The sequence below is a fragment of the Micromonospora sp. WMMD1082 genome (assembly GCF_029626175.1).
Lineage (GTDB): Bacteria > Actinomycetota > Actinomycetes > Mycobacteriales > Micromonosporaceae > Micromonospora.
The window spans coordinates 5,705,075-5,724,549 of sequence record NZ_JARUBM010000002.1 but is presented as its reverse complement, the minus strand read 5'-3'; the positions used below and the strand labels follow the sequence as shown (position 1 = coordinate 5,724,549).

At 72.7% G+C, this 19,475-nt stretch carries 20 protein-coding genes; 5 read left to right on the top strand and 15 right to left on the bottom strand.

What is annotated here, in order from left to right; translation table 11 throughout:
* Positions 1 to 258: 258 nt before the first annotated feature.
* The 10 genes from O7615_RS26350 to O7615_RS26305 form a co-directional block, all read right to left on the bottom strand.
* Entirely contained in the window at positions 259 to 777 is a 519-nt protein-coding gene (locus O7615_RS26350) for a hypothetical protein (RefSeq protein ID WP_278180474.1), read from the bottom strand.
* A gap of 92 nt (positions 778 to 869) precedes the next feature.
* Complete coding sequence (locus O7615_RS26345) at positions 870 to 1,106, bottom strand: hypothetical protein (protein WP_278180473.1); 237 nt, start codon at positions 1,104 to 1,106, stop codon at positions 870 to 872.
* Positions 1,107 to 1,567: 461 nt separating this feature from the next.
* On the bottom strand, positions 1,568 to 2,812 hold the full coding sequence (locus tag O7615_RS26340) for a helix-turn-helix transcriptional regulator (protein WP_278180472.1): 1,245 nt from the start codon (positions 2,810 to 2,812) through the stop codon (positions 1,568 to 1,570).
* Between the two features lie 217 nt (positions 2,813 to 3,029).
* Positions 3,030 to 3,899 carry a DUF72 domain-containing protein gene (locus tag O7615_RS26335; RefSeq protein ID WP_278180471.1) on the bottom strand — a complete coding sequence of 290 codons (870 nt, stop codon included), beginning with the start codon at positions 3,897 to 3,899 and terminating at the stop codon, positions 3,030 to 3,032.
* A 45-nt stretch (positions 3,900 to 3,944) separates the two neighbouring features.
* Positions 3,945 to 4,343: a TraR/DksA C4-type zinc finger protein gene (locus O7615_RS26330; protein ID WP_278180470.1), complete on the bottom strand. Its 399-nt coding sequence runs from the start codon at positions 4,341 to 4,343 to the stop codon at positions 3,945 to 3,947.
* 122 nt (positions 4,344 to 4,465) lie between these two features.
* Positions 4,466 to 5,134, bottom strand: a complete 669-nt coding sequence (locus O7615_RS26325) for a uridine kinase (protein WP_278180469.1) — start codon at positions 5,132 to 5,134, stop codon at positions 4,466 to 4,468.
* A gap of 127 nt (positions 5,135 to 5,261) precedes the next feature.
* Complete coding sequence (locus O7615_RS26320; protein ID WP_278180468.1) at positions 5,262 to 5,870, bottom strand: winged helix-turn-helix domain-containing protein; 609 nt, start codon at positions 5,868 to 5,870, stop codon at positions 5,262 to 5,264.
* A gap of 366 nt (positions 5,871 to 6,236) precedes the next feature.
* Entirely contained in the window at positions 6,237 to 6,764 is a 528-nt protein-coding gene (locus O7615_RS26315) for a winged helix-turn-helix domain-containing protein (protein ID WP_278180467.1), read from the bottom strand.
* Between the two features lie 46 nt (positions 6,765 to 6,810).
* Positions 6,811 to 7,296 carry a rhodanese-like domain-containing protein gene (locus O7615_RS26310; RefSeq protein WP_278180466.1) on the bottom strand — a complete coding sequence of 162 codons (486 nt, stop codon included), beginning with the start codon at positions 7,294 to 7,296 and terminating at the stop codon, positions 6,811 to 6,813.
* A gap of 68 nt (positions 7,297 to 7,364) precedes the next feature.
* On the bottom strand, positions 7,365 to 7,826 hold the full coding sequence (locus O7615_RS26305; RefSeq protein ID WP_278180465.1) for a cysteine dioxygenase family protein: 462 nt from the start codon (positions 7,824 to 7,826) through the stop codon (positions 7,365 to 7,367).
* 159 nt (positions 7,827 to 7,985) lie between these two features.
* Here O7615_RS26305 and O7615_RS26300 point away from each other — a divergent pair, with 159 nt between their 5' ends.
* A complete protein-coding gene (locus O7615_RS26300) occupies positions 7,986 to 8,378 on the top strand; it encodes an ankyrin repeat domain-containing protein (RefSeq protein WP_278180464.1) in 393 nt (130 codons plus the stop codon).
* A 21-nt stretch (positions 8,379 to 8,399) separates the two neighbouring features.
* Here the strand turns inward: O7615_RS26300 and O7615_RS26295 are convergent, their stop codons facing one another.
* From O7615_RS26295 to secA2, 4 genes are all read right to left on the bottom strand, one after another.
* Entirely contained in the window at positions 8,400 to 9,155 is a 756-nt protein-coding gene (locus O7615_RS26295; protein ID WP_278180463.1) for a class I SAM-dependent methyltransferase, read from the bottom strand.
* A 63-nt stretch (positions 9,156 to 9,218) separates the two neighbouring features.
* The gene (locus tag O7615_RS26290) at positions 9,219 to 9,722 is read right to left on the bottom strand and encodes a DUF2231 domain-containing protein (protein ID WP_278180462.1); all 504 of its coding nucleotides are present in this window, start codon (positions 9,720 to 9,722) and stop codon (positions 9,219 to 9,221) included.
* Between the two features lie 59 nt (positions 9,723 to 9,781).
* On the bottom strand, positions 9,782 to 10,522 hold the full coding sequence (locus O7615_RS26285) for a GAF and ANTAR domain-containing protein (RefSeq protein ID WP_278182242.1): 741 nt from the start codon (positions 10,520 to 10,522) through the stop codon (positions 9,782 to 9,784).
* A 127-nt stretch (positions 10,523 to 10,649) separates the two neighbouring features.
* The gene (gene secA2 / locus O7615_RS26280) at positions 10,650 to 12,944 is read right to left on the bottom strand and encodes an accessory Sec system translocase SecA2 (protein ID WP_278180461.1); all 2,295 of its coding nucleotides are present in this window, start codon (positions 12,942 to 12,944) and stop codon (positions 10,650 to 10,652) included.
* A 349-nt stretch (positions 12,945 to 13,293) separates the two neighbouring features.
* Here secA2 and O7615_RS26275 point away from each other — a divergent pair, with 349 nt between their 5' ends.
* From O7615_RS26275 to ctaD, 4 genes are all read left to right on the top strand, one after another.
* A complete protein-coding gene (locus O7615_RS26275) occupies positions 13,294 to 14,277 on the top strand; it encodes a glucosyl-3-phosphoglycerate synthase (RefSeq protein WP_278182241.1) in 984 nt (327 codons plus the stop codon).
* Positions 14,278 to 14,353: 76 nt separating this feature from the next.
* Positions 14,354 to 15,511, top strand: a complete 1,158-nt coding sequence (locus O7615_RS26270) for a glycosyltransferase (protein WP_278180460.1) — start codon at positions 14,354 to 14,356, stop codon at positions 15,509 to 15,511.
* Positions 15,512 to 15,598: 87 nt separating this feature from the next.
* Complete coding sequence (locus O7615_RS26265) at positions 15,599 to 16,327, top strand: ATP-binding protein (protein ID WP_278180459.1); 729 nt, start codon at positions 15,599 to 15,601, stop codon at positions 16,325 to 16,327.
* Positions 16,328 to 16,413: 86 nt separating this feature from the next.
* The gene (gene ctaD / locus O7615_RS26260; RefSeq protein WP_278180458.1) at positions 16,414 to 18,417 is read left to right on the top strand and encodes a cytochrome c oxidase subunit I; all 2,004 of its coding nucleotides are present in this window, start codon (positions 16,414 to 16,416) and stop codon (positions 18,415 to 18,417) included.
* 58 nt (positions 18,418 to 18,475) lie between these two features.
* On the opposite strand, the gene O7615_RS26255 is transcribed toward ctaD, so the two are convergent.
* Positions 18,476 to 19,348: a SigB/SigF/SigG family RNA polymerase sigma factor gene (locus O7615_RS26255; protein WP_278180457.1), complete on the bottom strand. Its 873-nt coding sequence runs from the start codon at positions 19,346 to 19,348 to the stop codon at positions 18,476 to 18,478.
* Between the last annotated feature and the right edge of the window lie 127 nt (positions 19,349 to 19,475).

Below are 19,475 nucleotides of genomic sequence, written 5' to 3'. Positions count from 1 at the left end.
GCGCCCGCGGCGCGCGCCGATCATGCAGTTGTGGTCGCCATTTTGTCCAGATATGCGGCTATTACGGCGACCACAACTGCATGATCGCGTGACCGTCAACTCCCAGGCATCCCCGAACCTGTGCCGTCTGCGACCGACAAACGGCCCCCGCACCGGCTGGTACGGGGGCCGCTCGCTGCTACATCGTGGGCCGGCCGGAGCCGGGGCACATGCCCCGGCTACCCATCGCCTGGTGCGATGGGCACGGCTTGCCCGGGTCTACGCTGACACGCGCTCCGCAGACGGAGCACTGGCTGCCTGAAGGCATGAGCGGACTCCTGGGGGAATCTGGTAGTCCGGGTGACGGTCAGTCTCGGGCTCGACGCTGCCGCCCGACGCGGCGGTGCCACGCAGGTAGATCATGGACCCGTCGCGGGCCGTGAGCCGCAGCGCGGCGGCCACCGGCACGTCAGCGCCGGCCTGCCCGCACAGCTCCCAGCGGAGGAGCTGGTCGGGCCGGGCGACGTCGAGCAGCTGGTGCGCGAGCACGAGGATGCGAGCCGCCCGCCACTTCGGGGGGATCGGCTCGGTGGGCAGCGGCACCGGCGTGGCGTCACGCGGTGCCTCGGCGGCCCACAGCATCGCGGCGGTCCCGCTCTGGTGCACGGCCTTGACCCCGGCCGGCGATTGGCCGCCGGGCTGGTTGTCGCGACCGTACCGGGCGACCGACACGATGTCGGGGTGCTCGGCGGCGCGGAGCAGGGTTTCGATCAGGTCCAGGGCCTGGGATACCTGCACGGATGTCCTCCTGATCGGTGGGCGGATCGTAGCTGCTCACGGGCCGGGCCAGTCTACCGGCGCGGTCCGGCGGTGCTCGGCTCCAGCGCATGTCAGCCGTGCCCGCGCGGCGGGCTGGGCGGTGTCCAGGTCTCCGTGTCGCCCACGATCAGCTCGGGCACCTCGCGGACATCGATCAGGCACCAATAGGAGCTGATCGGCATTCCGGTGACCTGGGACAGCCGCCAGCCCGCGATCTCGACACTGGCGCCGTAGGTCAGCGCGGCGTAGTCGACCTGCACATACGCATGCTCACCCTGGTGCAGGATCCGAAGCACGAGCGCGCTCACGGTTGGATCTGGCCGCCGTGGCCACGCCACCGCTGGGCCCGGGTGGCCAGCGGTGGCAGGGGGAAGAGTTCGGTCGGCGCGTCCCGTGACGGCCGGGCGCCGTCGCCGACGGTTGCGGCTACGCGGTGGCGCGCCGAGGGCCGGTCGTGACCGGACAGGTCGGGTCGATCAATCGTTTGCCACCATCGCCAGCGCATGGGCTCCGCCTCTCGAAGGTCGGTCCCGGCGGCCGGGCCTCACCCTGCGCCGACCGCCGGTCTCACCGATCGCGACGGCGAGGCCCGCCTCCTGCCACGGATAGGCCCTGCTCGTCACGGTGACTCCCGACGCCCGCACGCAAGAGGAAGCGCACAGTAGCCGGTGAATCACAAATTGAGAGTGTCTAGCGAATCGCCGATCTTCCAGGGGCACTCGCTACCAGCTACCGACCACTGACCGGTAGCTGGTGCGTGGCGTACCAGCTACGGCGTACAGCCCACCAGCGCGGCCAGCTCCGCCAGCTCCGATGACATCGCCCGGCGGCGGCCTTCAGCGATCTGCCGGACAATGTCCCGGGCGTACCGCTGGTGCCGCAACCATGCCGGCGCCCGATCCTGCAACTCCAACAGCACACCCGTCGCGTCGGCATACTGGTGCTGCTCCGCGTGCGCCCACGCCACGTCGAGGCGGTGTCGCTGCCAGCTCGACCGGACCGGCGTCGGCCCCGGCGGCACCGCCCGGGCCAGGTCAAGGGCGCGGCCCGGGTCGCCGGCCACCGCTGCATTCTCGACCCGCTGCATCTGCACCCTGGCGGCATCGAACCCGCCAACCATCATCAGATGGTCGGCCGCAGGCGCCCGCTCGCCGATCCGGACCGCTGCCGCACCGGCCGCGTCGACCAGTTCGGCCGCCATGTCTGGCTGGTTGTCGCGGGCGTACGCGGCGGCGGCGCCCATTGCCAGCCAGCCCCAGGCAGCCAACTCGGCTGGCGCCGCCCGGGAGAATCGGGGCTCGACCTGGTCGGCGGTGGCCACCGCCAGTTCGGCCGCCTCGGCGAGCCGACCCTGCCGCATCAACAACCAGGTCATGCCCTGGACAACGGTGGCGGCCACGACCTGGTCCCCGGCAGCTTCGGCGGCGGCGAGCGCGTCGGAGAGTGCCGTCTGAGCCAGATCCCCGGCCCGCAGCTGGATAAGCAGGTTGCCGGTGAGGTGGAGGGTACGGGCGAGCAATACGTACGCGGCCGGTCTGGCGGTATCGGCGGCCAGGCCGGACGCCGCCCGGACGTCGAGCAACAGCGGCGGTAGCGCGCTGAGCGCGGTGGCGTAGTCGTTGGCTTGGTACGCCCGATCGGCGGCGTGCAAGCGGGCGCGAAGCACGTCGTGCGCGGGTGGCTCGCCAGGCGGGGCGGCGAGGGTGGTGCCGCCGAGTCCGCGGATCGGGGCGACGGCGCGGCGGATCTCCGCCAGCGACAGCGGACGATGGTCGGGCTCGGCCCGGGCGGCTCCCTCAGCCTGGTCACCCACCAGCGCGCTCGTGGGCAACCCGAGTGCCCGGGCGAGGGCGTGCAGCGTGTCCATGCGGGCGCTCCGCCGCACACCTTGCTCCAGCTTGCGGATGGTTTCGACGCTGACTCCGGCACGCTCGGCGAGTTGCTCCTGCGTCAGGCTGGCGCGCTGGCGGTGCTCAGCGAGGATCTGACCGGTCGGCCGGGTGGGTCGGGTCATGGCAGGACTCCCAGGTAGAGGGCTGGGCGACGGCCGGCCGCTACCCGGCGGGCTGCCGTATCGGACGGTACTCGCCTCGGACGCATCACGTCACCGTCCGCGCCAGCAGGAGTCTGGGCGTGCTGAGAGATCTTGGTGCCGAACAGCCCCTGGAGGGGGCGACTTCGTACCAAGATCTCGCGGGCCGACATGTTGAAGCGACTCGCCGATCAGCGTCTCAGCTGGTCAGTAGCCCTTTCAGCGTGCTGGCGTTGGTCTGGGCGTAGTCGCGGTAGCAGTTGTTCATGAGGACGTGGGTCTGCCGTGTCTCGTCGGCCAGTTCGCGGAGTTTGGGGGCCCAGTCGCGTAGCTCCCGTTCGGAGTAGTGGTAGCCGAACTTCTCGTGGATGTCCTTGCTGGTCCACCGGTCACTGTGGCCGTGGAAACGGACCACCGCGAGATCCGAGGTGGCGGCCAGCACCGGCGGGATCGACGAGCGGTGGCCCTGCGGCATGTCCACGCTGACGTACGCCAGCCGGTGTTCGCGCAGGAAGCAGAGGGTCTCCTCGGCGTTGTCCCCGTCGAACCAGGAGGCGTGCCGGAACTCGAAGACCGGTCGCAGCGGCGCGCAGCGTGCGGTCACCTCCAGCAGGTACTGCTTGTTGTCCCGCCGGATGGTGAACCAGGGCGGGAACTGGAACAGCAGCGCGCCGAGCTTGCCCGCCTCGACCAGCGGGTCGAGGGCGCTGAGGAACCGCGTCCAGACCTCCTCGTACGCCTGCGGCGGCAGGTCGTCCGGGTAGAGGTTGCGCTTGTCGGTCTCCGGCCGCAGGTCCTTGTAGAGGGCACTGACCTTGGTGGGGTGGCCGGTGAGCAGGCTGAACGCCTTGACGTTGAAGGTGAAGCCGGCCGGGGTGCGCTCGGCCCACAGCCGCGCCGTGCGTTCGGCGGGCGGCGAGTAGTAGGTGGCGTCGACCTCGACCAGCGGGAACTGGCGCGCGTAGTACGCCAGCCGCTTCTCGGGCGTGTCGGCCGTCTGCGGGTACCAGCCGGAGTCCAGTAGCGTCCGGTCGGTCCAAGACGCCGTGCCCACCCTGATCTCGCCCATGGGTGAAGTTCACCGCGCTCCGGACCGCCCGGCAACCGCTGCCGCTCAGGCTGCCCGGCGCTCGCGGGTCTGCTTGCAGGTCACACAGGTGGTGGCCGACGGGAAGATCTCCAGCCGCTCGACCGGAATGGGCGCGGTGCAGCCCTCGCAGAAGCCGTAGGTGCCCTCGTCGAGGCGGGTCAGCGCGTGCTCGTACTGGGCGCGACGGTCGAGGATGGTCCGCAGCAACGACTGCGCGGTGTCCCGCTCGGCCGTCTTGGTGCCGCTGTCGGCCTGGTCGTCGCCGGCGGTGTCGCCGACCTCGACCAGCCGCAGCACCTGGCTCTGCTGCACCGCCTGCTCGTACTCCGCGGACAGCTCGTCGTGGCGGGCCTGCAGAGAGAGCCGGATCTGGTCGATCTCCGCCTGGGATCGGCCCGTGCCGACCGTGTCGTGGACGAGCATCGCTGCCTGCCTTTCCTGGGCCTCGTCATCATCGCGGGCGGGGCTGTCCCCACCCGGTCATACCGCCCAAGTGATCACACCCAGGCGCTGTGAGCCCCGCGAATACCCCCCGCGCCCGTGGCTCAAACCGCCCCGTCGGTGGATTCCACCAGCGCCGGGCGGCGGGGGTCGTCGACCCGGACCACCACGTCGGCGAAGCTCGCCGGGGCCACCTCGGCGGCGTACCGGTCGAACGCGGGCAGCGTCCACGCCAGCTCGGGATCGGTGCGCCGGTCCAGCGCGGCCGGTGACATCTCCAGGTGTACGACCACCTCGAACGGCAGCCCGCCGCCGAGCAGGAAGGTGCCGCTGACCAGCACCACCCCGCCGGGTGGCAGTGCGACGTACGCGGCCCGGCTGGCCCGATCGGCTTGAGCGTCCCAGAGCGAGGGCAGCAGTCGCCCCGTCCCGCCCGGTCCGGCCGGATCCAGCACCTCGCGGCGCAGGCCGGCGTCGTCGACCCAGCCCTCGTAGTACGCGTCCGGGTTGTGCCGGCCCCGTTCCAGGCGTACCGAGGCGGGTCGCAGGAAGTCGTCCGCCCGTACGTGCAGCACCGGGCGGCCGAGGGCGCGCAGCGGGTCGATCAGCGCGGCGGCCAGCTGGTCGGGGCCGGCGGCGGGAGCACCGTCCACGGCGACCCGAAGCCGTCCGGCCGGGCCGGTGCCGGCGAGCGGTCCGGCCGGCTCGGTGCCGGCCAGCCGTTCGGCCAGCTCGGCGACCAGGAGCTGCGGTGAGATGGGACGCACGCGCATCCGACCATCGTGCCCGGTCACCGGCGGGCGGTCACCGGGGACCTCGCAGCCGGTCCGGCCCACGGGCGCTCGGCCGGCGCGGTCGCGCGTGGACCGGGGGGCCGGTGCGGTCGAGGATGGAGCCCGGTCAGCCGGCGCGGTCGAGGGTGACCCGGGCGTCGTCGGCCAGCCGGTAGCCGACGCCGTAGACGGTGGTGACCAGGGGGACGTCCACGCCGACCTTGCCCCGCAGCCGGCGGACGTGCACGTCGACCGTGCGGACGCCGGCGTGCTCGTAGCCCCAGACCGCGTTGAGCAGCTGGAGCCGGGTGAAGACCCGCCGGGGATGCGCGACCAGGTGCAGCAGCAGGTCGAACTCCAGCCGGGTCAACGGCAGCGGCTCGCCGTCGCGCAGCACCGACCGGGACGAGGCCAGGATGTGCAGGGTGGGGATGGTCCCGGCGAACTGCCGCGACGGCGTACGCCCCGCCGGCACCGCCTCGGTGCGCCGCTCCGGGACCACCGGGACGGCGGTGATGGTGCCCTCGCCCCGCTCCAGCATCTCCCGGGCCGCGTCCAGCAGGCGCCGCGCCGCCGGGGTCAGCGACTCTTCGCAGGCGAGCGGGATGGACAGGGTGACCGTGAGCACCGCCGTGGCGGTGTTGGTGGGACGGCGTTGACCGCCGGGAGGTCGACCGGGCAGCGCGGGTTGGGACGTATGCCATCCGGCGCGCGACGATGCGGGGCTGACCGACATGGTCCTCCTTGGCTGGTCCGGGTTTTCCCCACGGCCCCGGGACGCCGCCTTATCGATGCTTCCCGGCGCTCGTGCAAGGGTCAAGGGGCGGCCGCGTTGCATGAATGTGACAATTGACCGACACATCGGAGCCGACCACTCGCTCTGCGTACGAGGCCAGATGATTACAGCAGAGTCGGGAAGTTGACCTGATACGGGGGGTCGTCGCGGCGCCTCGCGTTCCCTCGGCCGGGTGACCCGCACCGGGCACGACGTCGGCTGATCACGCTCCCAGGCGCCCGACTGTCACGCGTACGGGACAGCGCGACGCCGCCCGGATCGGGCTGCGCCGCGTCGCGCCGCCACGCGGCTCGGCTCGGCTACGGCTCAGGATTCGATGGTCACCCGAGCGTCGTCGGCGAGGCGGTAGCCGATGCCGTGCACGGTGGTCAGCAGCGGCGCGTCGACGCCCAGCTTGGCCCGTAGCCGGCGGACGTGCACGTCGACGGTGCGGGCCACCGCGTGGTCGTAGCCCCAGACCGAGTTGAGCAGTTGCAGCCGGGTGAAGACCCGTCGGGGCCGCTCGGCCAGGAAGAGCAGCAGGTCGTACTCGATCCTGGTCAGCGGGATCTCCCGGTCCCCCTGGCGCACGGTGCGCGGCCCGGTGAGGATCCGCACGGCGTGCGGATCCTCACCGGGGGCCCGATCCACGACCTCGCCCTGCGACAGCCGCCCCTCGCCCGACTCGGCGATCTCGCTCAGCAGTTCGAGCAGGCGGTTCAGGCGCGGGCTCACCGACCCCGAGGTGAGGTCGACGGTGATGGTCAGGGTCGGCCCGGTGCGCGGCCGCACCAGCCGGGCCCGGTTGGTGCGGCGCGGCGGGTGCTGGCGCGGCCCGATGGTGACGACGGACATGATGGCCTCCTGGGGACTACCGCCACGCCCGGGTGGGGCGTGGCGGTCAGCGGGACGCCCGGCCGGCGATCGCCGGGGGCGCGAGGGTGGACGGGCGGGACGGCGGGGTGGGACCGAGCACGGGCAGGCCGGCGATCCGCCAGGCGGCGAAGCCGCCGACCACGTCGGTGGCCCGGTGCAGCCCGAGATCCTGCAACGCGGCGGCGGCCAGCGACGAGGTGTAACCCTCCTGGCAGAGGACCACCACGGGCAGGTCGTAGCCGACCGCCTCGGGCAGCCGGGCCGGGCAGCGCGGGTCGAGGCGCCACTCCAGCACGTTGCGCTCGATGGCGAGCGCGCCGGGCACGGTGCCGTGCGCGCCCTGCTGCGCGGCGGGGCGGATGTCGACCAGTAGGGCGCCGCCCCGGTACGCCAGGTGCGCCTGCTCCGGATCGAGTCGGTCGAGTCGGGCCCGGGCGGCGGCCAGGATCTCGTCGATTCCCCGGGAGCCCGGGGGCGGCACCGGACAGTGAGCGGGGTCGGTCTGGGACATTATCGGGTTCCTTCCAGGAAGTGCGGCTGCGCGGCGCCCGGACGGCGGGGCGACGGGACGCTCGGAGATCACCATGCCACGCCTGCCTCGGCCACCTCGGCCACCCGCAGCCGGCCCTCCGCGAGGTGATAGCGGGTCATCCGGCGCAGGGCCGGGCGGTAGACGTGGACGCTGACCGCCGGATCGGCGTGCCGGTTGGTCACCACGTGCACATGCCGGGGACCGAACCGCCGACCGGAGCCGGGGGTCAGCAGGTGTGGACGCAACCGGCCGCCGCTGACCGTCTCCTCGGTGAGGGTGCCCGAGGCGACCAGGAAGGCGCCGGAGGAGCCACCGTGGTCGTGCAGGTCGGTGCCCTGCCCGGGCAACCAGCTCAGCGCCCACACCTCGTGCCGGCCGTCCGCGTCGAGCCGCGCGTACCAGCGGCTGCTCGGGTCGAAGCGCAACGGCACCGGCCAGCGGTCGGGATCGGCGGCCCACCGCCGCGCGATGGCGAGCAGGTCCGGCTCGGCAGTGAGCAGGGCAGACATGGGTTCCCTCACGAACGGGTCGACGACTGGTGTCGCGGCCAGTCTAGGCGGTAAACCCTATAGGTTTAGTGGGTAATCCTGAATGTTGGGACGCCGTTCCCTCCAACGAGGTCAACCACCCGTCGCCAGCAGCGGTGCGGCGACGACTAGCCTGTACCGGTGAGCGATGAACTCGACGCCGAGACCCTGGAGTTCGCGCACCGGATGTTCGACCTGGCGCGCGACGGCGCGACCGAGGAACTGACCGGGTACGTCGACGCGGGGCTGCCGGTCGACCTGACCAACGAGAAGGGCGACAGCCTGCTGATCCTGGCGGCGTACCACGCCCATCCGGAGACCGTCGCCGCGCTGCTGGCCCGCGGCGCCGACCACTCGCGCGCCAACGACCGGGGGCAGACGGCGCTGGCCGCGGCCGTGTTCCGCAAGAACACCGAGGCGGTACGCGCGCTGCTCGACGCCGGCGCCGATCCGGACGGCGGCAACCCCTCCGCCGTGGAGACCGCTCAGTTCTTCGACCTGCCCGAGATGCTCGCGTTGCTGCGCCCCGCCTGAGCACCGCCCACCGCACGGCCCCTACCGCACGGCCTCGATGAGGAACCGTCGGGCGTGGGCGACGAACGGGCCCCCGGTGCGGATGCGCTCGTGCAGCCGGGCCAGGGCCGGCCGGTGCGCCGCCACGGTGAAACCGGGCACCGTCCAGACCACCTTGCGCAGGAACCAGACCACCGCGCCGATGTCGTGGAAGGCCGTCCGCAGCGTCGCCTCGCGCAGGTCCACCACGGTCAGACCGGCGGCCCGGGCCGCGGCCACCGCCTGCGCGGGGTGCCGCTGTGCCGGCGGCGGCAACGGGCCCATGATCGCCTCGCTGAGTTCGCGCACGGTACCGGGGCCGATCTGCTGGGACAGGAACGTGCCACCCGTCCGCAGCACCCGGGCCACCTCCGGCCAGTCGGTGCGTACCGGATGCCGGCTGACCACCAGGTCGAACGCGGCGTCGCGGAACGGCAACGGGGCGCCGGCGGCCACCGCCACCACGCGCGCGCCGATCGGCCGCAGGTTGGCCCGCGCCACCGGCACGTTCGGCGGCCACGCCTCGGTCGCGGTCAGCAGGCGGGGCGGGTGCGGCACCTCGGCGAGGACCTCTCCCCCGCCGGTGTCGATGTCCAACGCCACGTCGACGGTCGACATCCGCGCCGCCATCAGGCGGGCGTAGCCCCAGGGCGGACGCTCCTCGGTGGCCCGGCCGGCGAGCCAGTCGAAACCCCAGCCCGTCACGGGTGCGGCGGCGCCCTCGGCGATCAGTTCCTCGAAGCGCGCCCCCGTCGTCACCGGCCCAGCGTGCCCGCCCGGGAACCCATCGGCAACGCCTTTCCCGACGGCAGGCGCCAGGCCCTAACGCCAGGGGCGGGGGGCCTCGACCGCGCGCAGCGCGTCGAAGCTGGCGGCCTCGCCATGGCCCGCCTCGAAGTGGCGCATCAGCCGCGCGCCGAGCCGTACGCCCAGCCCGCCCACGACGAGGGCGAGCAGCTCGACGACCAGCAGCACCGGCGACGCCCCACGGTGCGACGCGTCGGCCCGGATCAGGCAGGAGAGCAGGAACAGCCCGGCCATGCCGGCGTTCACCAGGTTGAAGGTGATCGCGGTGCGGCGGGTCCGGTCCGGGGGCACGTCCCACAGGTCCACCATCCCGGCGAGGGTCGTCAACGCCGCCGCCACCAGGGCGGCCACCGCCGTCCAGTAGCCGACCTCACCCAGGAAGACCGGGCCGCCGGCCACGTCGGCGAGGTCGAAGAGGGCGGCGCAGACGAAGAGCCCGTACGGGAAGGTCACCAGCATCGGTTGGATGGGGTGTCCCTGCACCCGCAGCCGGCTCTGCATCGTGGTCCCCCTGGTCATCGGTTCAGCCCATGAGTCCAGGGTGCTACCCGGGGGCCACCCGGGCGAAACGACACGCGTTAGTTGTCCCGGGGTCGGGAGACCGTGCGGACCAGCCGCTCCGCCACCTCCCGCAGCGGGATCGACAGCGACGCCGCCGCGCCGCGCAGCACGTCGAGGGCGTCCTCGGCCGGGCAGCCGCGCTGGGTCATGACGACACCGACGGCCTGGCCGATCACGCCGTCACCGAGCAACGCGGCGTCCTGCTCCACGGTCAACGCGGCGCGCCTGGCCCGGTCGCGCACCGCCGCCAGCAGCAGGCCGGCGTGCTCGGCCAGCAGCATCGCGGTCAGCTGGTGGCCGGCGGTCAGCGTGTCGGACTCACCGGCGTAGAGGTTGATCGCACCGATCACCTGGTCGTCGATGTCGACGGGCGCCGAGATCACCCCGCGTACGCCCCACTCGCGGGCGCGGGGCGTCCATGCCGGCCAGCGCGCTTCGGCGCCGAGGTCCCCCGCGCCGACCATCTCCCGACGCCGGATCGCGGACAGCGCCGGAGTGTCCAGGGCGTACCGCAGGTCGTCCAGCCCGCTCAACCGGGGGTCGGAGGCGGCCACCCCGGCGGGCTCGCCGGCCCGCAGCGCGGTGAAGCCGCACCAGGTGACCCCGGCCAGCGCGTCCCGGGTGATCCGCACCAGCGCGGACAGCGCCTCGTCGAAGTCGTCGACGGCGATCAGGCCGGCGGTCAGCTCGCGCAGCAGGGCCGCCGTCTCCAGCACGCCGAGGGTGTCCGCCAGCGGCGCCCGTGTCTCCAGGTTCACCGGCCCCCGGCCCCCGTACGCCCGGCCAGCGTCGTCACCTGTCTCCTCCTCGGCTGCGGCCGCGGCCACCCGGCCGCCCCTCCCAGGGTACGGATGTCCACCGGGAGGGGTGCGGCCGAACGGCCACTCAGCGGGAGCCGGCGCCGCTGAGTCGCCGCCCGATCGAGGCGATCAGACGGTCCAGCTCGGAGCCGAACGGGTTGTCGTGCACGAGGTACGTCCAGGTGGCGTTCGGGCGGACCAGCTCCGCCTCGTCCGGCTCCCAGTCCTCGTCGAACTCGGTCTCGGTGAAGGTGGCCAGGGTCCGCGCCTCGATCTCCGGAACCAGGTTGGTGAACGCCGGCACCGCGGAGCGGTGGAACTCGTCGAGCGGGTCGAGGCGCCCCAGCGCTCGCAGGTGCACGCCCTCGCGGACCTCCGACAGCTCGGCCAGGTGCGAGGCCCACAGCCGGTCGAGGTGGTAGAGGGCGATCGACCGGGCCACCCGGGCCAGCAGGTCCTCGTCCATCTCGCCGGCCTTCTCCGGCATCTTGTCCAGCAGCATCAGTGCCGCGACGTCGCTGGTCAGCAGCCGTTCCCGGCGCTCGGCGAGGGCCTTGCGCTGCTGCTCGATCACCACGCTGTACCGCCAGGTGTTGCGGTGGATCTCGTGGTTGACCCCCTCCGCGACCCGCTGGGCGTGCTCGACCGCGTAGTCCACCTGCCCGTCGGTGACCAGGCCGTCGGCGTTCATCCGGGGCGACGGCGGCACGGCGTCGCCGGCGTGCCGGACGACGAGGTCGTCCTCCAGGCTGACGAAGAAGACGGACCCGCCCGGGTCGCCCTGCCGGCCGGCCCGGCCGCGCAACTGGTCGTCGACGCGGCGGCTGTCGTGCCGGCCGCTGCCCATCACGTAGAGGCCGCCCAGCTCGGCGACCCGATCCCGGTCGGCCTGGTCGCTGCCGCCGAGGCGGATGTCCACGCCCCGGCCGGCCATCTGGGTGGAGACGGTCACCGCGCCGTACGCGCCGGCCTCGGCGATGATCGCCGCCTCCTCGTCGTCGTTCTTGGCGTTGAGCACCACGCACGGCACCCCGGCGGCGTTGAGCCCGGCCGCCAGCTGCTCGGACTCCTTGACGTCCAGCGTGCCGACCAGCACCGGCCGCCCCTCGGCGTGGCAGCGCTGGATCTCGTCGATCAGCGCCTCGTCCTTCTCGGCCCGGGTGGCGTAGATGCGGTCCGGCTCGTCCACCCGCACGCACGGGGTGTTCGGCGGGATCACCGCGACCTCCAGGCCGAAGAACTCGCGCAGCTGGTCGCCGACGAGCACCGCGGTCGCGGTCATCCCACACAGCTTCGGGTAGAGCCCGATGTACGCCTGCACGGCGATGGTGCCGAGCACCTCGCCCTCGGCGGTGGCGTCCAGGCCCTCCTTGGCCTCGACCGCCGCCTGGAGCCCGTCGGGCCAGCGGCGGCGCTGGGCGACCCGGCCGCGCATCTCGTCGATCAGCTCGACCGTGCCGTCCCGGACGATGTAGTCCACGTCCCGGTGCAGCAGGGCGTGCGCGTGCAGCGCCACGTTGACCGCCGAGAGCTGCTCGACGTGCTCCTCGTCGTACAGGTCGATGCCGACCTTCGCCTCGACGGCGGCCAGGCCGGCGGAGGTGAACGCCACGCTGCGGCCGTCCTCGGCGACGGTGTAGTGCCGGCCCTTGCGCAGGCCGCGCACCAGCGCGGCGGCGGCGTGCACCGGGTCCTGCTCGCCGGGCACCGAGCCGGCGAGGACCATCGGCACCCGGGCCTCGTCGATCAGGATCGAGTCGGCCTCGTCGACGATGGCGGTGTTCAGCGGGCGCTGCACGCGGTCCTCGACGTCGGTGACGAGCTGGTCGCGCAGGAAGTCGAAGCCGGCCTCGCTGACCGAGACGTAGGTGACGTCACAGGCGTACGCGGCGCGCCGCTCGATCGGTGTGGACGCCTCGTTGACCCAGCCGACGGTGAGCCCGAGCAGCTGGTAGATCGGCTCCATCCACTGGGCGTCGCGGCGGGCCAGGTAGTCGTTGACGGTCAGCACGTGCACCGGCCCGTTGCCGAGCCGGACGTGCCCGTAGGCGGCGATCGCCGCGGTGAGGGTCTTGCCCTCACCGGTGGCCATCTCGGCGATCTTGCCGGAGAGCAGCGACATGGCGCCGAGCAGCTGGACATCGTATGGCCGCTGGTCGATGCCGCGGCGGGCGGCCTCGCGGCCGAGCGCACAGATCTCCTCGTAGCTCGACGCCGCGGCCGCCGCCTCGGTGAGTTCGGCGTCGTCGAACGCCGAGATCTCCTCCTCGCGGGCCTCGATGGCCGGCAGCAGCTTCTCCAGCGGGGCCAGCTCCACCGTGGTCCCCGGGCGCTGGAGGAACCGGCGGAATCTGGTCTTCAACCGTTGCGACACACCCATGAGCCGCAACGGTACGCGACGGGGCCGATCTTGGTCGCCCCGCCTGTCCCCATCCCACCCCGCCGAATCTCCGCGATCTTGCACTTTCCGCCCGGACGAAGTGCCGCAATTGCCGCACAACAGGGACCAAAACCGCAAGATCGACGGGTGCCGATAGAGGTCAGAACTCGTGCCCGGGGCGGGCGCAATCAAACGTTCATCACCCGGGAACGTGCCCGGAGCACGGTGGTGATCAAGCTGAGGGGGACAGATCCGGTTAGCGTGCGGGGTGCTGGGAACTCATTCTCCCGCTCTTCCCGCCGACGAGGGGGTGCCTGTGCGGAACACTGATTCTCTGGTCTCGCCGGTGGTGGAGGCGTGGGCCACCTATCGGACCACGTCGGCGGCCGACTGGCCGACGCGGCGGTTGCTGCGCGCCAAGGGGGACAGCCGGGTCAGCGTGGTGCTGCCGGCCCGCAACGAGGAAGCCACGGTCGGCGCGATCGTGTCGACCATCCGCGAGCACCTGATGGACCGGGTGTCGCTGGTCGACGAGCTGATCGTGGTCGACTCGCGCTCCACCGACCGCACCGCCTCGGTGGCCCGGGCGGCCGGTGCCGAGGTGGTCAGCCAGGACGCGATGACCAGCGGCCTGCCCCGGTTGACCGGCAAGGGCGACGCGCTCTGGGCCGGGCTGGCCGCGGCCGAGGGCGACGTGGTGGCCTTCGTCGACGCCGACCTGCGGGAGTTCCGGCCGCACTTCGTCACCGGGCTGCTCGGTCCGCTGCTGACCGACCCGTCGGTCGACTTCGTCAAGGGCTTCTACCACCGGCCGCTGGTCAGCACCAGCGGTGTCGAGGCCGACGGGGGCGGCCGGGTGACGGAGCTGATGGCCCGCCCGATGCTGAACCTGTTCTGGCCGGAACTGGCCGGTTTCGTGCAGCCGCTCGCCGGTGAGTACGCCGGCCGCCGGGAGGTGCTGGCGCAGGTGCCGTTCGTCTCCGGCTACGGCGTCGAGACCGCCATGCTGATCGACCTGCTCGGCCTCGTCGGGTTGGACGCGCTGGCCCAGGTGGACCTCGGCGAGCGCAAGCACCGGCACCAGGACACCGCCGCGCTGGGCCGGATGTCCGCCCAGATCATGCTCACCGCCTGGTCCCGGTTGCAGCGACGCGGCTGGGCGAACCCGGACATCCTGCCCACCGCCCTGCTGACCCAGTTCCGCCGGGGCGGCTCCGACGCGCTGCCGAACCTGGACCGGGAGATTATGGTCACCGATGTCGCCGTGGAGGAACGGCCACCGCTGGTCGAGCTGCGACACCGGGTACCGCGCCGGCGGGTCGCGGCGGCGTGACCGGCGGGTCACCGGGGGCGTCCGGCGGCCGGGGCACGGGCCGGCCGCCGGCCCGCCGAGGGAGGGGCGCGACGCGATGACTCTCACCGTCCTGATGAACGCCGGTCCGTGGCTGCCCGTACCGCCGCCCGGCTACGGCGGGATCGAGAACGTGGTCGCCACGCTGGTGCCGCAGCTGCGGCGGCTCGGCGTACGGGTGGTGCTCGCCTCGGTGGACAGCAGCACCCTGCCGGTGGACGAGCGGATCTCGGTCTTCGCCGAGGGCCGGTTCGACGCCCTGCAACGGCCGTACAACCAGGTCTGCGGCGTGGCCCAGGCGCACCTGGCCGGGGTGGTGCGCCAGTTGCACGCCCGCGACGACATCGACCTGGTGCACGACCACGTGGAGGCGGTCGGCCTGGCCACGCTCGCCGCGATGGGGCCGGACGCCCCGCCGGTGCTGCACACCCTGCACTGGGACCTGGCCAAGCATCCGGAGCTGTACGGCGACTTCGACGGCGGCGACCGGATCCGGGTCAACGGGGTCTCGGCCGCGCAGCTGGCCCGGGCGCCGCGGGCGTTGCGGGAGCACGCGGTCGGGCACGTGCACCTGGCCACCCCGCTGGCCGAGGAGGCGCTCCGCCGGCCCCGGCCGACCAAGGGCGGGTACGTGCTGGTGCTGGGCCGGATCAATCCGGGCAAGGGGCAGGACGTGGCGGTCCGCCTGGCCCGGCGGGTCGGTTTCCCGCTGGTGCTGGCCGGGCCGGTCGGCCCGTACCACCGGCCGGCCGAGCTCGCCGCGGCCGGTGACGAGGCCCGGCAGAACCCCGACGTGCGGTATTTCCACGACGAGGTGGCCCCGCACCTGGACGGCGACCGGGTGCGGTGGCTCGGCACGGTGGCCGGCCGGGACCGCGACACCCTGCTCGCCGGCGCCCGGGCCACGCTGTTTCCGCTGCGCTGGGAGGAACCGGGCGGCACGGCGGTGGTCGAGTCGCTGGCCCTGGGCACACCGGTGGTGGCGATCGCCCGGGGCTGCCTGCCCGAGCTGGTCGAGCACGGGCGCACCGGCCTGCTCACCGGCGACGCCGAGGAGCTGGGCGAGCTGGTGCTCGCCGCCGATCTGCTGGAGCCCGACGAGTGCCGCCGGGAGGCGTCGGCCCGGTTCACCCCGGCCGTGATGGCCCGCCGCTACCTCGCCCTCTACGAGCAGCTGCGGCGTCTCGGCACCGCGCCGAGGCTCCAGGCCGCCTGAGGTGTCGGCCCGGCCACGGTCCGGTTTCACCCGGTGAGGGGCCGGGTACCTGGCAGGCTCCGCGAAGCAGGCGAGACGAGGGTGGAGATGGGCAGCCGGATCATCTGCGAGGTACACGACGGGGCACCGGTCACCGTCGTACGCCTCGTCGGCACCCTCGACATGATCACCATGCGTCGCGCGTACGACGTGCTGGCGGGGTGTCTGGCCCGGCAGCCCGACGCGCTGGTGGTCGATCTGGCCGAGCTGACCGTCCGGGACCACCTGGCGGTGTCGGTCTTCGCCGCCGTGGCGCGCCGCGCGGCGGGCTGGCCGGTCGTGCCGTTGGTGCTCTGCGCGCCGCGCCCGGAGGCCGCTGCCCCGCTGGCCGGGTCGACCGCCTGCCGGGTGGTGCCGGTGCGGGACACCTGCGACGAGGCGACCCGGGTCGCCGGCGCGTCCGCCGTGCCCCGGCTGCGGGTCCGCCTGGAGCCGGTGTCGGCGGCCTGCCGGCGGGCCCGGGAGCTGGTCGCCGACGCCTGTGCGCGGTGGAACCTGCCCGAGGCGGTCGGCCCGGCCTCGGTCGTGCTCAGCGAGCTGGTCGGCAACGTGGTCCGGCACGCCGGCACGCCGATGCAGGTGACGGTGACCCTGCGGCGGCCGTGGCTGCATCTGGCCGTGGTCGACGGCAGCCACGCCGGGGTCCGGCCCGGCGAGGCCGGGCAGCGGGACGAGGGCGGCCGGGGGTTGCTGCTGGTCCGCGAGCTGGCCGAGCGGTGGGGCAGCGCGCCGGCCGGCGACGGAAAGGCCGTCTGGGCCACACTGCCGGCGAATTGACCGAAATTACCCCTCTCGCCTGGTTACATGGTCGACGGGGTGGGTAGCCATGCCCGTCCTTTCTGTCGTCAGCGGGGTGAGAACTGATGCCCAAGCGGGTAACCACCGAACCCGGACAGGACCGGGGGCCGGCCATCCTCGCCCCGGCCCGGTTCGGCGGCTATCCCGGGCCGCTGCGCCGGCCGATCCCCGGCGCATCGCTGGTCAGGTTCCTGGCCACCACCGACCACAAGCAGATCGGCCTGCTCTACCTGCTGACCTCGTTCGCCTTCTTCCTGGTGGGTGGCATCGAGGCGATGCTGATCCGGGCCGAACTGGCCCGTCCGGGCATGCAGTTCCTCACTCCGGAGCAGTACAACCAGCTATTCACCTCGCACGGCGCGGTGATGCTGCTGCTGTTCGCCACCCCCGCGGCGTTCGGGTTCGCCAACTACATCGTGCCGATCCAGATCGGCGCGCCGGACGTCTCGTTCCCCCGGCTGAACGCCCTGGCGTACTGGCTCTACCTGTTCGGCGGCCTGATGGTCGTCGGCGGCTTCCTCACCCCGCAGGGCTCGGCCGACTTCGGGTGGACCGCGTACGCGCCGCTGAGCACCGTCGAGCACTCCCCCGGCGTCGGGGCGAACATGTGGGTGGTCGGCCTGGTGGTGTCGGGTCTGGGCACCATCCTCGGCGCGGTCAACCTGATCACCACGATCCTGACCCTGCGCGCACCGGGCATGACCATGTTCCGGATGCCGATCTTCACCTGGAACATGCTCTTCACCAGCGTGCTGGTGATCCTGGTGTTCCCGCTGCTGGCCGCCGCGCTGCTCGCGCTGAGCGCCGATCGGCTGCTCGACGCGCAGGTCTTCAACCCCGACACGGGTGGGCCGTTGCTCTGGCAGCACCTGTTCTGGTTCTTCGGCCATCCCGAGGTCTACATCATCGCGCTGCCGTTCTTCGGCATCATCACCGAGATCATCCCGGTCTTCTCCCGCAAGCCGATCTTCGGCTACACCGGGCTGGTCCTGGCCACCATCGCGATCACCGTACTGTCGATGACGGTCTGGGCGCACCACATGTTCTCCACCGGCCAGGTGCTATTGCCCTTCTTCAGCCTCCTCAGTTACCTGATCGCGGTGCCCACCGGGGTGAAGTTCTTCAACTGGATCGGCAGCATGTGGAAGGGGCAGCTCACCTTCGAGACACCGATGCTGTTCGCCATCGGCTTCCTGGTCACCTTCCTGCTCGGCGGGCTCACCGGCGTACTGCTGGCCAGCCCGCCGGCCGACTTCCACACGCATGACAGCTACTTCGTCGTCGCGCACTTCCACTACGTGGTCTTCGGCACCGTCGTCTTCGCGCTCTTCGGCGGCATCTACTTCTGGTTCCCGAAGATGACCGGGCGGCTGCTCGACGAACGGCTCGGCAAGCTGCACTTCTGGACCATGTTCATCGGCTTCCACGGCACCTTTCTCGTGCACCACTGGCTGGGTGACGAGGGCATGCCGCGCCGGTACGCCGACTACCTGCCCACCGACGGGTTCACCACCCTGAACACGATCTCCAGCATCTTCTCCTTCGTGCTCGGCGCCTCCACCCTCTTCTTCATCTGGAACGCCTGGAAGTCCTGGCGCTACGGCGCGGAGGTCACCGTCGACGACCCCTGGGGCTTCGGCAACTCCCTGGAGTGGGCCACCACCTGCCCGCCGCCGCTGCGCAACTTCGACCGGATGCCCCGGATCCGCTCCGAGCGCCCCGCCTTCGACGCGAAGTACGGCGAACTCGTCTCCGACCTGGGCCGTGACCTGCCACAGCGGACCACCAAGCCGCCGCAGGAGTTCACCGACGAACTGCACCGCGAGGAGCACGTGCCGGAGTCGCCCAGTGCCGAGGGTGCGCGCGGGGCGCGGGAAGCCGTCGCGTACCAGCCCGCGCCACAGTCCGGCGCCCGCCCGGTCGAGGTGCCGGAGCCGGAGGAGGTGCGCCGGCCGAGCTTCGAGGAGACCGACGAGCCGGAGGGCAACCCGCTGGCAGCGGAGAGCCGGCCGGAGACCGACGAGCGGTGGCAGCATCCGCGCGGGCACGGCGACAGCCGGGAGAACTGACCCGCGACGCGGCGGTGGGGCGGCACCGGCCGGTGCCGCCCCACGACGTTGTGCTCCGCTACCGGGCCCGGACCGAGGCGGTACGCGACTGGTTGGCGGCCTCGGACTCGGCGGGACCGTTCTGCCAGGGCGGCGGCGCGTCGGCCAGCATCGCCTGGCGCAACCAGGTCAGTGCCCGCGACAGCAGCCGCGACACGTGCATCTGGGAGATGCCGAACCGGGCCGCGATCTCGGCCTGGGTCTGGTTGCCGTAGAACCGCATGGCCAGGATCCGCCGCTCCCGCCAGGGCAGGCGGTGCAGCAGCCCGCTGACCGTCACCCGGTCGTCGACCGACTCCAGCGCGATGTCCGACTCGCCGACCAGGTCGCCGAACTCCGCCGAACTCTCGCCGCCGACCGGCGCGTTGAGCGAGGCCGGGCTGTAGCCGGCCGCCGACTCCAGCGCGGCGAGGATCTCCTCCTCCGGCGTCTCCAGCCGCTTCGACAGCTCCGCGACCGTCGGTGCCCGGGACAACTCGCTGGTCAGCGCCGCGGTCGCCTGCCCCACCTCCAGGATCAGGTCGCGCAGCCGGCGGGGCACGTGCACGCCCCAGGTGCGGTCCCGGAAGTGCCGCTTGATCTCACCCACGATGGTGATCGCCGCGTACGCGGTGAACGAACCCCGTTCCGGGTCGTACCGGTCGACGGCGTTGACCAGCCCCAGACGGGCCACCTGCTCCAGATCCTCCAGCGGTTCCCCGCGACCCCGGTAGCGGCGGGCCAGCCGGCCCGCGAACGGCAGCGCGAACCGGACCAGGTCGTCGCGCGCCTCCTGGCGACGCTCCGGCGGCAGTCCCTCGATCCGCGCCGCGTACGCCAGCGCCGCCGCGTCGAGGTCCTCCAGGCCCCGATCGGTGGGTGGTGGTGTGGTTGTGATGGTCTGTCCGAACATCCGCGCCTCCCTCGGGAAGGACCCCGCCCGGATTCGCCGACACCGGGCACGCGCGTAGGCACGCACGGGCCTGTGAGTGGGTTACGTGACTGGGATGCCAGCGGGTGACGGCGCCGCCTCGCGCAGG